This window comes from Deinococcus rubellus (genome assembly GCF_025244745.1).
GTDB lineage: Bacteria > Deinococcota > Deinococci > Deinococcales > Deinococcaceae > Deinococcus > Deinococcus rubellus.
On record NZ_CP104213.1, the window covers coordinates 2,573,014 to 2,590,129 of the forward strand.

Genomic DNA, 17,116 nt, shown 5'->3' on the forward strand with positions numbered 1-17,116 from the left:
TTGATTGAAGTAGAGCTTGGCTCATGGCGCTGACGACCTGGCGCGCGGGCAGCGGCCCGCTCAATCGAAACGCACACGCGGGTCCACCACCCCGTAGAAAAGATCAGTGAGGGTGCTGATGCCCACCACGATAATGGCCGAGAGCAGCGCAAAGCCCATGACCGCCGGGACGTCGAGGTTCTGCGCTGCGCTGCCGACCCACTGCCCCACACCGGGGTAGGCGAAGATGGTTTCAGTGATGATCGCCCCCGCCAGCAGATTGATGGCGGTGAAGCCGGTCAGCGTGACGATGGGCAAGAGGGCGTTGCGCCGGGCGTGCTTGAGGTTAACTGCCTTGCTGCCCAGGCCCTTGGCGCGGGCGGTCCGCACGTAGTCGCTGGTCAGCGTTTCGAGCATCTGGGCGCGCATCACCTTGAGGATGTTGGCGCTGAAGATGATCACCAGGGTCAGTACCGGCATCACTAGGTGGCGCAGCACATCTCCGGCCACCGCCCAGCGGCCATTGAGCATGGCGTCAACGCTGAGCATCCCGGTGTAGTGCCTGAAGGTGGGGTCGAGCACCGCGAACTGGTTGATCACATCCACCTGGCCCGGTCCCGGCAGCCAGCCGAGCGAGCCGTAAAGGAACTTGAGCAGCACGATGCCCAGCACAAAACTCGGCAAGCTGGTGCCCAGCACCGCGAAGACCCTCAGAAACTGGTCCACGAACCTGTCTTTGTTGAGCGCCGACAGGGTGCCCAGCCAGATGCCCAGCAACACGATGGGAATGCCCGCATACAGAGACAGTTCGATGGTGCTGGGCAGCCGCTCCTCGATGGTGTCCAGCACCGGTTTGCTGCTGGTGCGCGAGAAGCCCAGATCGCCCTGCACGGTGGAGGCCAGCCACTTGCCGTACTGAATCGGAAAGGGCTTATCCAGGCCGCGCTGGCGGATGATGTTGTCGAGCTGGGCGGCCTGCTGCTCGCTGCGGATGTACCCGGCGGCACGCTGGGCGGGCGTGAGCTGAAAGATGATGACAAACAGCAGCAGTGAGAGGGCCAGCATCACCAGAGGAATCTGGGCAATGCGCCGGATGATGAAGTTAAGCATAGCCGTACCCCGAGAAATCATTCATAATCTGTCCCCTAACTTACGCCAAATGGCCTAGCCTGAATCGCCCGTGTGCGGAACTAACGGAAGGGTGAAGACCTCAGCGTTCGGCCCAGCGAAAGCGGGAAACATCAAAAAGGGAAGCGGCGGCTGCACACCGTCCGCTCCCCTTTTGCAGTTTTTAGCGTGAAGCTGGCAAAGCGCCTTACTTCTTACTGAGGTCTTTCCAGGCGCTGCCGTTAAACAGGCTGCTCGATCCGAGCATCGGGTTGTAGTTGGCCGCCGTCGCGCCGACCAGGTTATCGCGCACGGCGAAGAGGTTCACACCCGCCGGAACCAGCAGGTAGGGGGCCTGCTCGTAGGCGCGGTTGGCGACCTGCGAGTAGAGCTTGTTGCGCTCGGCAGTGTTGACAGTGGCGCGGGCCTGATCGAGCCACTTGTCCACGGCGGCGTCCTTCCAGTTGCTGCGCGGGAAGTAGTAGCCTTTACTGGAGTAGAAGGTATACATGAAGTTGTCAGGATCGGCGTAGTCGGGTGCCCAGCCGATAATGAGCATCGGCTCCTTGCCCTGCTTGGAGTCATTGAGCATGTCCGACCACTGCTTTTGCTTGAGATTGACCTTGAACTTGGGGTTCAGGGCCTCCACGTTCTTCTTGAGGATTTCCATGGCCGTCTGGGCCGCCACACTGCCCGCGCGGTAGTCGGCGTTCAGGATAAAGCCGTTTTTCCAGACGTCGCCGCCCCAGGCTTTCTGGAAGTAGCTCTTGGCCTTGGCCGCGTCGTAGCTGTAGGTCTTGACCTTGGCGTCGTAGCCAGGGAACGAATCGGGGAGCAGCATGGTGCGCTGCTTGCCCTTGCCCTGCTGCACGTCCTGAATGTACTGGGCATAGTTGAACGAGTAGGCAAAGCCCCGGCGCAGGTTGGCGTCGCTGAAGAAATTGGCGGGAATGCCGTTGCCGTCGAGCTTGCCGCTGCCCAGCGCGTCCACAGTCTTGATATTCTCGTTCATGAAGATGCCCGTCGCGGCGACGTTCGGCAGGTTGTCCACAACGACCACGCCGGGCTTGCCCTTGAGCTGCTCCTCGATATTGGCGCGGCTGCCAGCCTCGATCAGGTCGGCGTCGCCGCGCAGGAAGGCCTGCTGGCGGGCCGCCAGCTCAGGAATCTTCTGCACGATCACGTTCTGGATGGCGGGCTTTTTGCCCCAGTATCCGGCGAACGCCTTGAACAGCATGGCGTTGGCGTCGCGGCTGACGAGCTGGTAAGCGCCGGTGCCGCTGGGGTTCTTGGAGAGGTTGCTGCCCTGCAAGTCTTTGCCGACCCAGTCCTTCCAGGTTTTCTCGGTGCCGTCCCACTCGCCCTGCTTGATGGCCCACTGCTTATCCAGGATGCTCTGGCCCGAGAAGGCCAGCTTGGCCAGGAACGCCGGGTCGGCCTTGGGCAGCGTGAAGACCAGTTGGCCCTGGGCGTTGCACTGCACGGACTTGCTGATCTTGTCCCAGGTCACGGACTTGTCGTCGTTGGCATTGGCCTGGGTGCCAGTCAGGGCTTCAGCCAGAAACCAGTTGCCGGATTCGGCGCTGTTGGTCACCAGATTGCGCTCGAAGGTGTACTGGGCATCAGCGCAGGTAAACGCGTTGCCGGACTGGAACTTGACGTTCTTACGCAGACTGACCGTCAGGGTCTTGCCGCCGTTGGTGAAGCTCGGGACAGCGGTGGCCAGCAGCGGCGTGAAGGCGCGCAGGCTATTGCCCTTGTAAGTCCACAGCGTCTCGTAGATGTTCTCGACCATGTTGCTGCTGGCGGTGTCGTAGTTGGCCGTCGGATCGAGCGTCGGCGTGTCGCTGGCCTGCTGAATGACCAGCGTATCCTTGGGCGTGGCCGCGAGGGCGGCGGAGCCGAGCAGCAGGGCGGTAAGTAAGGTAACGTGTTTGGGTTTCATCATGTGTATTCCTCCGGAAGCTGGGGTGGTCTGAACAGGGGATTGACTTCGGCGGTGGACAAACCAACGTGAAGAAGATGTTCAGGGACCGGGTGCAGACCCGCGCATCATAACCCAAGGTCTAGACGAATGCATGATGGTGGACTCAGTTCAAGATGAGAAAGTCCCCGCCCCGCTGATGCCCGCCTGACACGCTTGCAACCTCTGTCACGTTCGCGCTGGTTCAGGTGAGTATGAGGAGCATGATACACATGATAGGTTTACCTCTCGGGAGCGGCAACACGGCCCCGCCCGAAAGCTGCTGCCCAGGCGGCAGCAAGCTGGCATACTGCCGGGCGTGAGTGCTTCCCGTGACGCTTTGCCGACCCCTGATAAGACCCGCGCCAGGACCCGCGTGCTGCTGCTGTGCGGCGGCCAGAGCGGTGAACATGCCGTCAGCTTGATGAGTGCCCGCAGTGTGCTGGCCGCTCTGCCTGCCGGGCACTTCGACGTGACGCCGCTGGTGATCGACGCGGGGGGCCGCTGGCTGGGCCAGGGCGAGACTTCGCGGGTGCTGGGCCGGGGCGAGACGCCGGAGCGACCGAGTTCTAATGAACTGCGGCCCTACGAGGTGGCGGGCTACGACGTGGTGTGGCCGCTGCTGCACGGCCCGCACGGTGAGGACGGCACGGTGCAGGGTTTACTGACGCTGACCGGCGCGGCCTATGTGGGGTCGGGGGTGCTGGGGAGTGCCGCCAGCATGGACAAGGTGATGACCAAGCAGGTGCTGGAAAGTGCGGGCGTGCCGCAGGTGGCCTACCGCCTGATCACCCGCCACGCCTGGACGGCGGACCCCGAGTCGGCCCTGAGGGAAGCGAAGGCGCTGGGCTTTCCGCAGTTCGTCAAGCCCGCCAACCTGGGAAGCTCGGTGGGCGTCAGCCGGGTGGCCCACGCGGGCGAGCTGAGCGCCGCCCTGGCGCTGGCCTTCTCACTGGACCGCCGGGTGATCGTGGAGGCCGCCGCCGCCCACAAACCGCGCGAACTGGAAGTCGGGGTGCTGGGCAACGACGCGCCCCAGGCAAGTCCAGTGGGCGAGCTGAGGTTCGAGGGCCTGATCTACGATTACGACACCAAGTACACCGAGGGCCGCGCCAGCATGCATATCCCCGCACCGGTGCCCTCCGAGGTGGCCACGCGGGTGCGCGAACTGGCTCTCGTCGCCTTCAAGGCGCTCGACTGCGCCGGGCTGGCCCGCATCGACTTCTTTTACGTCGAGGAAACCGGCGAACTGCTGCTCAACGAGGTCAATACCATGCCGGGCTTTACCGCCACCAGCATGTATCCCAGGCTGTGGGAAGCGGCGGGGCTGAGCTATCCCGACCTGGTGACGCGCTTGGTGGAGCTGGCGCAGGAAGAGCGTTAGGCGTGGTAAACCCACAAGCAGGTACAACCGGCCCCCACCCGCCGCGCTAGGCTCTCCCGCATGACCATGCTGCGTCCGCCGATCTCAGCCCCACTCGCCACCCTGGGGGGCTTCGTGCTCGGCTCGTTGCTGTTTTTTCTGGTCCGGGCGCTGGGCCGGGCGCTGCTGCCCGCCTGCGAGGGCCATACCGTGCTGGCACTGCTGCCGCCGCTGCTGCTGGGGCCGGGCGGCATCGCGCTGGCGACCTCGCAGCTTGGCCGCCGTCCCCGGCTGGCGGCGCTGGGTTTCGGGATGGCGATCTCGTCCCTGTTTCCGGCGCTGGCCTTCGGGGTGGGCGACGTCTCGGCGCTGCGGACGGTGGGCTGCGCGGGCGGCTACGTCGTATTCGGTACGCCCTCGGGAGGCCGTCTGCCGGAAGTGACGGTGCATCCCGGCGAGACCGTCGAGGTGACGGCGCGGCCCGGCGGTTTCGTGGCAGCGCTCGGCCCGGTCAAGCTCAGTGTTCAGGTGCCGGACGGGGTGCTGAGCGCCGTGCTCGACCCGGTCAGTGTGGTCGCCAACACCGAGGCCAAGCTGCGCCTGAGCGCCTCGGCCAAGGCCCCCACGCAGCAGTACACCCTCAACGTGATTGCCCAGCAGGGTAAGCGCAGCGCCGAGGGCCAGCTCACCGTGACGGTTCACCGCTGAAGTCGGCTCGGGAAGCGGCTTGCAGGAAGAACGCCGGGAGCAGTTCAGCGTAACTTCCTGCTGATGCCATGACTGATTGAATGCTGGACTGGAACTTGCCAGCAGGCTCAGAAGGTCGGCGGCACCGCCTGACGGCTGTTGTCGGCGGCGATGCGGTTCACCTGAAAGGCCATCCGGCCCGCGCCGAACACCGGGGAGCCGCCGATGGTGCCGAGCGCCTGGCCCTGCGCCACCCGCGCGCCCACGTCCACGCTGGGCGAGTCCAGACCGATATAGGCCGTCGCCAGCACCGGGCTGTGCTCGACCAGCACCACCCAGCCGAGACTGGCGTAATTGGTGACGGCCAGCACGTTGCCGCCCTGGGCCGCCACCGCCTGCGCGCCTGCCGGGCCACTGATCAGGGTCCAGGGCACCGAGGCCGAGAATGGTGTGACCACCGCGCCGCCGGGCAGCGGAAAGCCGAGCGGCCCACTGGCAGGTGGCAGCGGCGCAAGCTCGACGGCGGCCTGCTGCTGCTGGGCCTGGATCTGGCTGGCCCGCGACTGCAAGCTGCTCTGTTCCTGGGCGTTGGCGGCGGCCCGCTGCTGGCTGGCGCGCTGCTCGGCGTCAGAGCGGGCCTGCGCCTGCGCGGCAGCGGCAGCCTGGGCCTGGGCACGTTGCAGCGCGGCCTGACGCAGCGCCTCCTGACGCTGGGCCTCGCGCAGGGCCGCCAACCGGGCTGCTTCCTGGCGGGCGCGCGCCTGGGCTTCCAGAATACGGCGCAGTTCCTCGGCTCGGCGCACCCGCTCGGCCTCGATACGCTGCCGCCGCTCGGCCTCGATGCGGCTGCGCTCGGAGACGATGCCGCCCACCAGATCGTTGATGCTCTGGGCGGTGAGGGCTTGCTGGGCCTGGGTTTGTAGCGCCAGCGCCTGCTTGCCTGCCTGGGTCTTTTCGAGTCGGGCCACCAGTGCCTGCTGGCGGCTGCGGGCGTCACGCAGCCTGGCGAGCTGGGCGAGTTGCTGGCTGCGCAGGTCCTGAAGCTGGGCAGTCTGGGCGCTCTGCTGGGCCTGCTGGGTCTGGAGGCTTCGCCGCTGGGTTCTGAGGTCCTCGATCACGGCCACGTTGTGCTCGCCGCCCATGTTGGCGTAGCGGCTGCGAATCACCAGATCCGACAGGCTGCTGGCTTGATTGATCAGCCGCAGGTACTGGCCGCTGCGTTCGCGGTAGAGCAGTTCGAGAAGCTGGCGCACATCAGCTTGCAGGCGCGTGACGCGCTCGGAGGTGCGCGCCACCTGGCCTCTGGTCTGCTCCAGATCGGCCAGCGCGCCCCGGATGGACTGCTCCAGCTTGAGTTTCTGGTTTTGCAGCGCCGCAATGCGGTTTTCCAGCGTGTCGATCTGGCCCAGCACGTCTTTTTGCTGGGCGCTCAACGAAGCGATATTTTGTCGCAGGGTGGTGAGTTGAGCCAACTGGGCGGTGCTGAGCTGCTGTTGCGAGCTGAGCTGCTGCTGAAGCTGCTGCAATTTCTGGCTGGTGGTGGACAGGCCCAGGTTGTAAGGGTCGGGCACGCTGGTCGGCGGTGGCGGCGGACTGAGCTGGGCTGGGCTGGCCAGGCCTGAACTCGACTGTCCTGAACTCGACTGGGCTGAACTGGTGCTGGTCAGTTTGGGCTGGACGGGCTTGGGCGAAGTCGGTTTGACCGCTGCCGGTTTGGATTGGACTGGTTTGGCCGGGACTGCTTTGGCTGGCGTCGGTTTGGATTGGGCCGGTTGCTGAGACGGTTGCTGGGCCATGACCAGGCTGCCCGCCAGCAGGCCCAGTGTCAGCAGGCCAGCCGCCCAGCGGCGCACAGGTGAAGTGGGGTGGGCAGCGGGCACCCGTTACTCCAGTTCCCGCAGGTAGCGCCGGGTGGCGAACAGGCTGCCCACCAGCCCCACCAGCACGCCCAGCAACAACAGTCCCACCAAAACGGGCGAGATGGTGGCGAGGTCGGTGATGATCGGCAACACCGGCACGAGTTCCTGCACCCGCAGCGAGAGTTCCAGGTAGCTGGGAGCCAGGATGCCCGAGGCGATCAGCCCGGCCAGCAGGCCCAGCAGCACCCCCTCGATCAGGTGCGGCGCACGGATAAAGGCCCGTGTGGCTCCCAGCAGGCGCATCACGCTGATCTCGTTGCGCCGGGCGTAGATGGCGACCCGCACCGCGCTGAGAATGTTAAAGAGGGTGCCGACGAGCAGCAGCCCCACCAGCGCGTACCCGGCCCCACGCACGGTGCTGAGTGTTCTGACTGTCTGGTCGACGTAGCCCGCGCCGTACTCCACATCAGTGACGCCCGGCAGCTTGCGGACCAGCTGGGCCACCGCCCGCGAGTCTTCCACCCGCGCCACCCGCAGCCGCAGAGTATCGGGAAAGGGATTACCTGCCAGCGTCGCCGCTTCCTCGGCGTAAGGGTAGTCGCGGCTCATCTCGCTCAGCACCTGCGCCTTGCCCACCAGCTTGACCTCGGTGACCTGCGGCTGGTCGCGCACCGTCCGGGTCAGCGCCTGGGTATCGGCATTGTCACTCAGGAAGGCGGCGATCTCGACCTGCGATTCGAGCTGCGAGAGGGTACGGTCCACATTGAGGGTCAGCAGCACCACGAAGCCCAGCATCAGCAGGGTCAGCGTCATGGTGATCAGGGTGGAAAAGGTCGCGGTGAAATTGCCGCGCATTTGCAGCATCGCCTCGCGGAAATGAAAGTTCACGGCCTGACCTGCTGGAGCGGAAACTCAGCTCTCCAGATCTGGTGACCCGTCTTGATAGCCTTAAAATGCGTTTCCAATATCTTCTTGAGACTGGTCATCAACCCAGAGAGTGATGGGGTGCGGGGTACTGAGCTCCCTCTCTCTTTAAAGGAACGCGTCGCGGGAGCGGCGAGGGTTGGGGATGGGGTAGAGAGTGGCGTCCGTTCACGACGGGTGGGCAAGTGCAGCGAATGCCCTTCCACACCCCAAATTGAAAACACCTGGTTCTTGACGAACTCACTCCGACTCACAGTGCGTACCCGCCGTACGGATCGTCGCGCACCAGCTTGCCCCGGCGCAGGGTCAGGGTGCGGTGGCGAAAGGTCTCGACCAGATCGCGGGCATGGGTGGCAACCAGCACGGTGGTGCCGCGCAGATTGACGTTTTGCAGCACCTTCAGCACTTCGCGGCTGTTGTCGGGGTCGAGGTTGCCGGTGGGTTCGTCGGCCAGCAGCAGCGGCGGGTCGCCCACGATGGCGCGGGCGATGGCGACCCGCTGCTGCTCACCCTGCGAGAGTTGCAGCGGCAGGGCCAGCTTCTTGTGCTCCAGACCCACCGTTCGGAGCGCCCCACCGACCCGCGTGGCCCACTCGCGCCTCGGCACCCCGGTGACCCGCAGGGCAAAGGCCACGTTGTCCTGCGCGTTAAGGTGAGGCAGCAGCAGATTGTCCTGAAAGACCATCCCGATGCGGCGGCGCAAGGTGGCGGTGCGTGCTCCCCGGTAGCGGCTGAGCGCTTCACCGGCCACCAGCACCTCGCCGCGCGTGGGCAGGTGGCGCTTGATGATCAGGTTCATGAAACTGCTCTTGCCCGCGCCACTTTGCCCCACCAGATAGACGAACTCACCCTTGCCGATAAACAGATGCACGTCGTCGAGGGCCAGGGTGCGGGTCACGGCGTATTCCAGACTGACGCTGCGAAATTCGATCATCGTGGCCCGTCACGCCGGGAAGCGGCGCACGGCACAGGGAGGAAGAAAAGAAGGCAAGTCATGACCGGGCACAGGATAGCTTAAGAGCAGATGAATGTGACCAAAGCGCCGCTCATGAGAGGGCCGGTGGCCCAATCTCATCGCAGCACCCAATCCTGGCCCGGCCCGGCATCAATGTCACCTGCTCCTTAACCGGCCTTCACCCCAGCCCGTTATGCTGACCGGGTGAGAAAACGTCTCTTACTCGTCTCAGGCGCACTTGCCGCCACCGCCGCCGTGGGCTACGCGCAGTTCACGACCTACAGCACCACCGATATCGTCAAGACGACCAACGGCAAGGCGTTCGTGCAACTCTTCGGAGCGCTGCACCAGCTCTATCTCAGGCCGCTCGACGACAACAAGCTGATGAACGGGGCCATCAAGGGCATGATCGCCTCGCTCGACGACGAATTCACGTACTACGTCGAGGCCCAGGACAACCAGACCGATCAGGAAAACCTCAGCGGCGCATTTTTCGGCATCGGCATTCAGCTCACGGCGGCCAATCCCGACGGGACCGGGGCCAAGGTAGACACCGTCTTCAAGACTGGCTCGGCCATTCAGGGCGGCGTGCAGACCGGCGACGTGTTTCTCAAGATCGGTGACAAGGACGTGACCACCCTGAGTCTCAACGACGTGGTGCGGCTGGTGCGCGGCGAGAAGGGCACCAAGGTCAACATCACCTTCGGACGCGGCAAGTCCACCTACGCGGTGGCGCTGGAGCGCCAGCCGGTCACGATTGTCAGCGTCGAGCAGACCATCCTGCCGGGCAACATCGGCTACATCGCCCTCAATACCTTCTACAGCGAGAAGGTCAACGAGCAGTTTGCCGCCGCCGTGCAGGGCATGGAGAAAAAGGGCATCAAGAAACTGATTCTCGACCTGCGCGACAACGGCGGTGGGCTGCTGTCGTCGGGCGTGTTCGTGGCCGATCAGTTCATGCAGAAGGGCCCGATCGTCTCGCTGCGCGACAACAAGGGCAAGACCACCGTCTACGACACTGCCAAGGCCCAGTCCACCGATTACACCGGGCAACTGGTGCTGCTCATCAACAAGAACAGCGCCTCGGCCAGTGAGATCGTGGCCGGAGCCCTGCAGGACACCAAGCGGGCCACCATCGTCGGTGAGACCAGCTTCGGCAAGGGCGTGGCCCAGACCCCGGTGGAACTGGTCAACGGCGCGCAGGTGCGGATCGTCGCCAACGAGTGGCTGACCCCCAATGGCCGCCAGATTCAGAAGAAGGGCATCACGCCAGACGTCAAGGTGGACGACAACCGCCGCCCCATTCCGCTCAACTTCACCGGCAGCGGCGTCAAGGCCGGGGCCAAAGTCACCCTGAATATCGGCGGCAAGCCGGTGGACGTGGTGGCCGACAAGGACGGCAAGTTCAACTACATCGCCCCGCCCGTGGCCCAGCCGAGCAATCCCGATCAGGGCGTGGCCATCGTCGATCCTGCCAAGGACGCCGAACTGGCCGCCGCCCTCAAGCAGTTCAAGTAAGCCCAGGACAGATCCTTTGTTGCGCCGCCCCGAACGTGTGGGCGGCGCATTTTGCTGCGCTGATCCGGCGGTCCTGACGCTGCGGACCGCGTGCAGCCGTGCGGCGCGCAAAATCACGTACACTGGACGGTAAATGAGCGCCGTCATTCACCTGCAAGCGCTGGGCCTCACCGAATACGAGGCCCGGGCCTACACAGCCTTGCTGGCCCTGGGGCGGGCCGTTCCAGCCCGTGTAGCGCGGCAGGCGGGCATTCCCAGACCCAAAATTTATGAAACGCTGGAGCGCCTCGAAGGGCGCGGACTGGCCGCCCGCGTGGGGCAAAACCCGCTGGAATACGCGCCGCTCTCAGCCCGCGAATACCTGGCCCGCGCCCGCAGGTCGTTCGATGACCGCCTGGGCGCGCTCGACCGCGACCTCTCGCGCCTCGCGCCTGACCCGGCCCCCGAAGCGGTGTATCACCTCTACGGCAACGCGGCCATCACGTCCATGTGCGAGGACCTGACGCTGAATGCGCGGGCCAGCCTGGTGATGGCGGGCAGCGCCGAGTTGCTGGGCCGCCTGGAGCGTCTGACCCCCAGGGGCGTGAAGATCGTGCAGACGACGCTGAGCGGCCTGCCCAGTGTGGCCGCCGACGGGCAGAGCGCTTTCCTGCTGTCCCGCGACAGTGAGGCGGCGGTGATCGCCCACTTCATCGAGGAGGGCGAGGTGGGCGAGGCACACGGCGTGCATACCCATAACCCGGTGATCGTGCATCTGATCGAGGGCTACGTTTACCTGGCCGCACAGAGAAACGCCGCACCGGGTCAGCTCGCGGCTCTGGAGTCGGGCCCCCAGAGCCGCGCGGAGGACTGAGCCAGACTCCGGTTCAGTCGCTCGCTTCAGGCATTTATTCCACCTTGAAGCCCGCTTCCCGCAGGCGCTGACGTGCGCCGCCCGCCTGCTCGCCCAGCACCCGCACCACGAAGGTGCGCTCGCGCTCGCCCGATTCGCCCAGTTCGGCTCCGCTGGTCGCCAGCGAGATGATGTTGCTCGGCTGCACGGCGCGGGCGGCCCGCTCCAGGCTTCCGGGCACGTCGGGCAGCCGCAGGTACAGGCGCGTGCCGCCCTCGTCCTGGCCGAGAATATGGGTAAAAGCTTCCAGCACGTCGCCCACCGTCAGCACGCCGCAGAGTTGCTTGCGGTCATCCAGCACCGGCAGACCGCCCACACTGCGCTGGCGCATCCGCAGGGCGGCGTCTTCCATATACTCACCCTCCTGCGCCGTGATCACCGGGCAGGCCATCATCTCCCCCACCGTCAGCTTGCTCAGCAGCGCGTGAACTTCCCAGATGCTGAGGGTGGCCGCCTTGCTCGGCAGCGCGTCCTTGAGGTCCTTACGGGTGGTGATGCCGATGAGTTGCCCGCCCTCCACCACCGGCAGCCGCCGAAAGCCGCGCTCTTTGAGCAGGCCCAGGGCGTCCATCACCGGGGTGGTGGGCGAAACGGTCAGGGGGTCAGGCGTCATCCAGTCGCGCACCAGCATGACTCACAGTTTAGCGCCCGCCGGGCCGCCCTGCGCCCTTCACCGCCCTCAGCAACCGGCATGCTACTTTCTGTGCCATGCACCCAACCAGGAAGACCCCAGCCCTGCTTCTCTTTCCCGCGCTCCTGATCGGCAGTGTCGTGCTGGGCAGCCTCGCGCCGCACGCTCAGAGCGCGCCGCAGAAGATCGCGCTGATCAATGTGGCCGACGTTCTCAAGGCCAGCCCCGACGACGCAGCGGTGACGGCCCTGGGCCAGAAGCGCGACGCGGACCTCAAGACGCTCGACGACCAGATTCAGCCACTACTCAAGCAGGGCAGTCAGATCAGCCCCGCCGACAAGGACAAGCTCAATCAACTGATCGCCACCGCCCAGAGCAAATCAAAAGAGTACGACGCCCAGATCAATGCCAAAATCGATCCGATCACCCGGAAGGCCAACGCCGCTGTCGCCGCCGCCGCCAAAGCCAACGGAGTCGCAGTGGTGTTCAACGCCAACACCGCCCAGCAGTCCGGCATCGTCGTCTATGCCGACCCCACCACCGACCTGACCGACGCGGTGAAAGCGGTGATGACCAAGAAATAGCCGACCCGGAAGGAGATTCAGGGCCGGGTGCCACCCCTGGAACGCTGACGGCCCGCTGATTTTTGCGTTCACGATGCTCAAAAATGAGCATGCTAGCTTGCTGACCATGCCCAATCTCAAGCTCAGTCTCGCCATGCCCGCCCTGCTTGTGGGCGGTTTTGCCCTCGGCAGCCTCACGCCCCACGCCCAGACCGCGCCGCAGAAGATCGCCTTCGTGAACGTGGCCGAGGTTCTCAAGGCCCACCCTGACAACGCGGCAGTGGTGGCCCTCCAGAAAAAGGCTGACGACGAACTCAAGCCGCTCGACACGCAGATCAAGGCGCTTCAGGCCCAGGGGTCGGCCATCAAGCCCGCCGACAAGGATAAGCTGGCCCAGCTGATCACGACCATCCAGGCCAAGGCCAAGGAGTACGACGGCCAGATCTCGGCCAAGGTCAACCCGATCACCGCCCAGGTGGACACTGCCGTGAGCGCCGCCGCCAAGGCCAACGGGGTGGCCGTCGTGATGGACGCCGCCACCGCCAACGGCCTGGTGGTCTACGCCGATCCCAGCACCGACCTGACCGACGCGGTGAAAGCGGCCCTGGCCAAGAAGTAAATGCCCGGCAAGTTGAAGAGTCACAAGATGAACCTGACACCTACCCAGACCACCCTGCTGGCCGCCGCCCTGATCACCGGGCTGGCAGGCGCAGCCACCCTCAAGGCCGGGAAGGTCGGGCTGGTGGACGTGCAGAAGGTCATCGAGAGCAGTAAGGGCGGCCCGGCCTTCATTTCCCTCAATCAGAAGGCCGACGACGACCTGGGCAAACAGAGCCAGGCGATTCAGGCGCTGCAAGCCAAAGTCAACACCGGTAAGGCCAGTCCCGCCGACCTCCAGACGCTCAAGAAGGCCCAGACCACTTACCAGACAGCCCTCCAAAACTACGACGTGCAGCGCCGCAAGGCATTTGCGCCCGTCGCTGGATCGGTCAACGCGGCGGTGGCGGCGGCGGCCAAAGCCCAGGGCTTCACGGTGGTGCTCGACAAGCGTAAGGCGGCCAGCAGCAGCGTCGTCATTTACGCCAATGCCCAGACCACCGACCTGACAGCGGCGGCGCAGAAGGCCGTCAAGAAATAAAGTTCCCGCTTAACTGCGCTTCGCTGCCTGTTCGGACAACGGGAGCGGAGCGCTTTTCTATACTGCTGCCATGTCCAGTCCAGACGACACCGACCCCAGGTCATCGGCCCGCCACCTGATCTTCGGTGAGCAGCATGACCGCATTCAGGCCCGGCTGACGCAGCTCGACCCCGATCTGGCCAGGTACATCTTTGGGTTTGCCTACGACACGGTGTACCAGCGGCCCGGTCTGGATCTCAAGACCAAGGAGCTGCTGGCCTGCGCCCTGCTGACCAGCCTCGGCGCGGAGGCCGAACTCAAGACCCATCTGCGCGGCGCGATGCGGGCCGGGGCCAGCGAACAGGAAGTCCGCGAGGCGCTGCTGTTCATGGCCCCCTACCTGGGCTTTCCGCGCGTGGTGGCGGCCTTCGGGCAGTTGCAGAGTCTGCTGGAGCGCCAGAAAAGCGCCGCCCCGGAATCGGCAGCGGCGCAGGTAAGGGGCGAGGAAGGTTAGGCCACCGGCATTCTGAGGGCGTCTTCCGGCGGCGTGAACGGCAGTTCGAGCGCGTCGGCCACACCCTGAAAAGTCAGCTTGCCGCCGATGGTATTCAGGCCCTTTTTCAGCGCCTCATTGCCCAGCAGCGCACTGACGCCGTGGTCGGCCAGTTGCAGCGCGAACGGCAACGTCTGGTTGGTCAGCGCGAAGGTGCTGGTGCGCGGCACGCCGCCGGGCATGTTGGCCACGCCGTAGTGGATGATGCCCTCCACGGTGTAGACCGGGTCGTCGTAGGTGGTGGGGCGAATGGTCTCCACGCAGCCGCCCTGATCGACCGCCACGTCCACGATGACGCTGCCTTCCTGCATCAGCGCGAGCATGTCGCGGGTGACCAGGTGCGGAGCGCGTGCGCCGGGAATCAGCACGCCGCCGATGAGGAGGTCGGTTTCCGGCAGCAGAGCGCGGATGTTGGCCTCGCTACTCATCATGGTGGTCAGCTTGCCGAAGAACACGTCGTCGAGGTAGGTCAGGCGGCGGTGCGACACGTCCAGAATGGTGACCTTGGCTCCCAGGCCCATCGCCATCTTGGCCGCGTTGGTGCCCACCACGCCGCCGCCGATGATGACCACGTGCCCGGCCTGCACGCCCGGCACCCCGCCGAGCAGCACGCCGCGCCCGCCCTGCGGCTTTTGCAGGTGGTAGGCCCCGGCCTGAATGCTCAGGCGTCCGGCCACCTCGCTCATCGGCATCAGCAGCGGCAGGCTGCCGTCGGCACTCTGCACCGTCTCGTAGGCGATGCCGGTGGTACCCGAGGCCAGCAGCGCTTCGGTGAGCGCACGGTCAGCGGCCAGGTGCAGGTAGGTAAACAGCAGCAAATCAGGGCGCAGGTAAGCGTACTCCGACTTGATTGGCTCCTTGACCTTGACCACCATCTCGGCGGCCCAGGCGTCGTCGGCGCTGCCAAGCTGCGCGCCTGCCGCCGTGTAATCGTCGTCGCGGATGCCGCTGCCGACGCCCGCGCCCCGCTCCACGATGACCTGATGGCCGCGCCGCGTCAGCGTACCCACCCCGCCGGGCGTCAGCGCCACCCGGTTTTCCTTGACCTTGATTTCCTTGGGAAGTCCGATCTGCATGGTTGTCCTCTTTTGCACCCGACTCTGGGTGCGTTTGCCTTGAAGTTTGGCTCCATGCTAGTCCTCAGCGGGGCCAACAGGATTGCCGAAGCGTGCCCAAATCGCGGCCTCCAAGCAATATCAATGCGCCTGGGCAGGCTCTAGACTCTGAAAATGTCTCAACCCGAGCTGGACGCCATTGACCGCCGAATTCTGGGCATCTTGCAGCGCGACGGGCGCATTCCCAACACCGAACTGGCCGACGAGGTGGGGCTGACCCCGGCTCCGACCCTGCGGCGGGTGCGGCGGCTGGAGGAAGAGGGCGTCATCCGGCGCTACGTGGCCCTGCTCGATCCCAAGAAGGTGGGGCGCGATTTGACCGTGTTCGTCAACGTGAGCCTCGACAAGCAGACCAAGCCCGGCTTCCAGACCTTTGCCGAGCACATGATCCGCCGCCCGGAAGTGCTGGAATGCTACCTGTGCCTGGGCGAGAGCGACTTTCTGCTGAAGGTCTGCGTGCCGGACCTCGACGCCTACCAGCGCTTTCTGGTCGATGTGCTGGCGGCCATTCCAGGGGTCCGCAACACCAACAGCACCATCATCGTCAAGCAGGAAAAGAGTACGACCAGTCTGCCGCTGGAGTAGTCCGCCCCACTTCCCCGTGCGGCGACCTTTCCCCTGCGCGGCGGCTATGCTGCGTCGGTGCAGTCCACTTCCGCCCCTTTTCCCGCGCCGCCCCGCAGCCTGGCGGCGGTGGCCCTTGGCATTTTCCTGCTGCTGGGCATCATCTATCCGATTCTCGGCCCGGCACTGCCCCGGCTCAGCGCGCAGTTTGGCCTGCAAGCCACTGGGGCGTCACTCCTGCTGAGCGCCAACTCGGCGGGGGCCTTTCTGGGGGTGGTACTGGCAGGCCTGCTGCCCGAGCGCCTCATGGCCGAGCGGCGGGCGGCGCTGGCGCTGATGCTCACGGCGCTGGGCAGTCTGGGGCTGGCCTTCGCGCCCGACTTTCCGCTGGCGCTGCTGGCCTCTGGGCTGCTGGGCCTGGGATTCGGCATGCTCGACCTCACCATCAACGTCTGGCTGTCGGTCCGCTACGGTGAGCGCAGCGCGGCCATGCTGAATCTGCTCAGCGCCGGGTTCGGCGTCGGGGCGGTGCTGGCTCCGCTGGCAGTGGGCCGGGCAGGCGGCAACGTGCAATTACCCCTGCTCGGCTGCGCGGTCTTCGCCGGGCTGCTGCTGTGGCCGCTGCTGAAACTGCCCCGCTCCCCCGCCCCCACCACGCACCTGGAAACCACTGGGAGCACACCAACCCCGCTGCGCAAGTCGGCCCGGCCCGTTCAGCTTCTGCTGGGCGTCTTTATCCTGCTGTTCATGGTGTACGTCGCCGTCGAGGGCGGGGTGGGGGCCTGGGAAGTCACGGCGCTGCAAGACAGCCTGGGCCTGAGCACCGCCGCCGCCAGCCAGATCTCCTCGCTCTACTGGGTCTTCTTCACCGCTGGGCGGATGATCACCGCGCCGCTGACGCTGCGGTTCGCGCCGCCGCAACTGGTCACCGGCGCGCTGGCGCTGGCCGTCATCAGTCTGGCCTGCGCAGCGATTCCCGCTGCCGCCCCCGCCGCCTACAGCCTGACCGGGTTGTTTCTGGCCCCGGTCTTTGCCACCAGCCTGGTGTGGCTGAGCCGCGAACTGCCGGGCAAGAGTGCCCCGACCCTGGTGTTTGCTGGGGGCTTCCTGGGGCCGGTGCTGTTCTCACCGGTCATCGGCTCGCTGCGCGACACCTTCGGCCCCGCTGCGACCCCACTCGCATTGACGGGCATCGCCGCGCTCGATCTGCTTCTGGTGGTGTGGCTGGTGAACCTGCTGCGCCGCCGCCCGCGCCTGGCCGTCTGACCTGATGTTCACGAACCCTGGCAGCGCTCGCTGGGTGGACACCCGTTTCATCTTGCCGTG

At 65.6% G+C, this 17,116-nt stretch carries 17 protein-coding genes; 10 read left to right on the forward strand and 7 right to left on the reverse strand.

Annotated features, from left to right (window positions below):
* Positions 1–60 precede the first annotated feature (60 nt).
* Positions 61–1,089 carry an ABC transporter permease gene (locus tag N0D28_RS13225; protein ID WP_260559963.1) on the reverse strand — a complete coding sequence of 343 codons (1,029 nt, stop codon included), beginning with the start codon at positions 1,087–1,089 and terminating at the stop codon, positions 61–63.
* Positions 1,090–1,294: 205 nt separating this feature from the next.
* Complete coding sequence (locus N0D28_RS13230) at positions 1,295–3,031, reverse strand: ABC transporter substrate-binding protein (protein WP_376777674.1); 1,737 nt, start codon at positions 3,029–3,031, stop codon at positions 1,295–1,297.
* A gap of 442 nt (positions 3,032–3,473) precedes the next feature.
* Between N0D28_RS13230 and N0D28_RS13235 the strand changes: the two genes are divergently transcribed.
* Entirely contained in the window at positions 3,474–4,433 is a 960-nt protein-coding gene (locus N0D28_RS13235; protein ID WP_260561907.1) for a D-alanine--D-alanine ligase family protein, read from the forward strand.
* Positions 4,434–4,493: 60 nt separating this feature from the next.
* On the forward strand, positions 4,494–5,120 hold the full coding sequence (locus tag N0D28_RS13240) for a hypothetical protein (protein WP_260559965.1): 627 nt from the start codon (positions 4,494–4,496) through the stop codon (positions 5,118–5,120).
* Between the two features lie 107 nt (positions 5,121–5,227).
* On the opposite strand, the gene N0D28_RS13245 is transcribed toward N0D28_RS13240, so the two are convergent.
* The 3 genes from N0D28_RS13245 to ftsE all read right to left on the reverse strand — a co-directional run bounded on the left by N0D28_RS13245 (position 5,228) and on the right by ftsE (position 8,816).
* Complete coding sequence (locus N0D28_RS13245) at positions 5,228–6,979, reverse strand: peptidoglycan DD-metalloendopeptidase family protein (protein ID WP_260559966.1); 1,752 nt, start codon at positions 6,977–6,979, stop codon at positions 5,228–5,230.
* A 3-nt stretch (positions 6,980–6,982) separates the two neighbouring features.
* Positions 6,983–7,846, reverse strand: a complete 864-nt coding sequence (locus N0D28_RS13250; RefSeq protein ID WP_260559967.1) for a cell division protein FtsX — start codon at positions 7,844–7,846, stop codon at positions 6,983–6,985.
* A gap of 286 nt (positions 7,847–8,132) precedes the next feature.
* Positions 8,133–8,816 (reverse strand): cell division ATP-binding protein FtsE, encoded by a 684-nt coding sequence (gene ftsE / locus N0D28_RS13255; RefSeq protein ID WP_260559968.1) that lies wholly within the window; start codon positions 8,814–8,816, stop codon positions 8,133–8,135.
* A 225-nt stretch (positions 8,817–9,041) separates the two neighbouring features.
* On the opposite strand from ftsE, the gene N0D28_RS13260 reads away from it, so the two are divergent.
* Positions 9,042–10,355, forward strand: coding sequence for a S41 family peptidase (locus tag N0D28_RS13260; RefSeq protein ID WP_260559969.1), 1,314 nt, complete (start codon positions 9,042–9,044; stop codon positions 10,353–10,355).
* Between the two features lie 133 nt (positions 10,356–10,488).
* Positions 10,489–11,208 carry a TrmB family transcriptional regulator gene (locus N0D28_RS13265; protein WP_260559970.1) on the forward strand — a complete coding sequence of 240 codons (720 nt, stop codon included), beginning with the start codon at positions 10,489–10,491 and terminating at the stop codon, positions 11,206–11,208.
* A 34-nt stretch (positions 11,209–11,242) separates the two neighbouring features.
* On the opposite strand, the gene N0D28_RS13270 is transcribed toward N0D28_RS13265, so the two are convergent.
* Positions 11,243–11,878, reverse strand: a complete 636-nt coding sequence (locus N0D28_RS13270) for a CBS domain-containing protein (RefSeq protein WP_260559971.1) — start codon at positions 11,876–11,878, stop codon at positions 11,243–11,245.
* A gap of 77 nt (positions 11,879–11,955) precedes the next feature.
* On the opposite strand from N0D28_RS13270, the gene N0D28_RS13275 reads away from it, so the two are divergent.
* The 4 genes from N0D28_RS13275 (at position 11,956) to N0D28_RS13290 (ending at position 14,072) form a co-directional block, all read left to right on the forward strand.
* A complete protein-coding gene (locus tag N0D28_RS13275; protein ID WP_260559972.1) occupies positions 11,956–12,462 on the forward strand; it encodes an OmpH family outer membrane protein in 507 nt (168 codons plus the stop codon).
* Positions 12,463–12,568: 106 nt separating this feature from the next.
* The gene (locus N0D28_RS13280) at positions 12,569–13,060 is read left to right on the forward strand and encodes an OmpH/Skp family outer membrane protein (protein ID WP_260559973.1); all 492 of its coding nucleotides are present in this window, start codon (positions 12,569–12,571) and stop codon (positions 13,058–13,060) included.
* Positions 13,061–13,087: 27 nt separating this feature from the next.
* On the forward strand, positions 13,088–13,579 hold the full coding sequence (locus N0D28_RS13285) for an OmpH family outer membrane protein (protein ID WP_260559974.1): 492 nt from the start codon (positions 13,088–13,090) through the stop codon (positions 13,577–13,579).
* A 70-nt stretch (positions 13,580–13,649) separates the two neighbouring features.
* Entirely contained in the window at positions 13,650–14,072 is a 423-nt protein-coding gene (locus tag N0D28_RS13290) for a carboxymuconolactone decarboxylase family protein (RefSeq protein WP_260559975.1), read from the forward strand.
* Here the strand turns inward: N0D28_RS13290 and ald are convergent.
* Entirely contained in the window at positions 14,069–15,187 is a 1,119-nt protein-coding gene (gene ald / locus N0D28_RS13295; RefSeq protein WP_260559976.1) for an alanine dehydrogenase, read from the reverse strand. The two genes, N0D28_RS13290 and ald, sit on opposite strands and share 4 nt — an antisense overlap.
* A gap of 153 nt (positions 15,188–15,340) precedes the next feature.
* Between ald and N0D28_RS13300 the strand changes: the two genes are divergently transcribed.
* Both N0D28_RS13300 and N0D28_RS13305 read left to right on the forward strand, forming a co-directional pair.
* A complete protein-coding gene (locus tag N0D28_RS13300; protein ID WP_161881687.1) occupies positions 15,341–15,811 on the forward strand; it encodes an Lrp/AsnC family transcriptional regulator in 471 nt (156 codons plus the stop codon).
* Positions 15,812–15,868: 57 nt separating this feature from the next.
* Positions 15,869–17,056, forward strand: a complete 1,188-nt coding sequence (locus N0D28_RS13305) for an MFS transporter (RefSeq protein WP_260559977.1) — start codon at positions 15,869–15,871, stop codon at positions 17,054–17,056.
* Positions 17,057–17,116 lie beyond the last annotated feature (60 nt).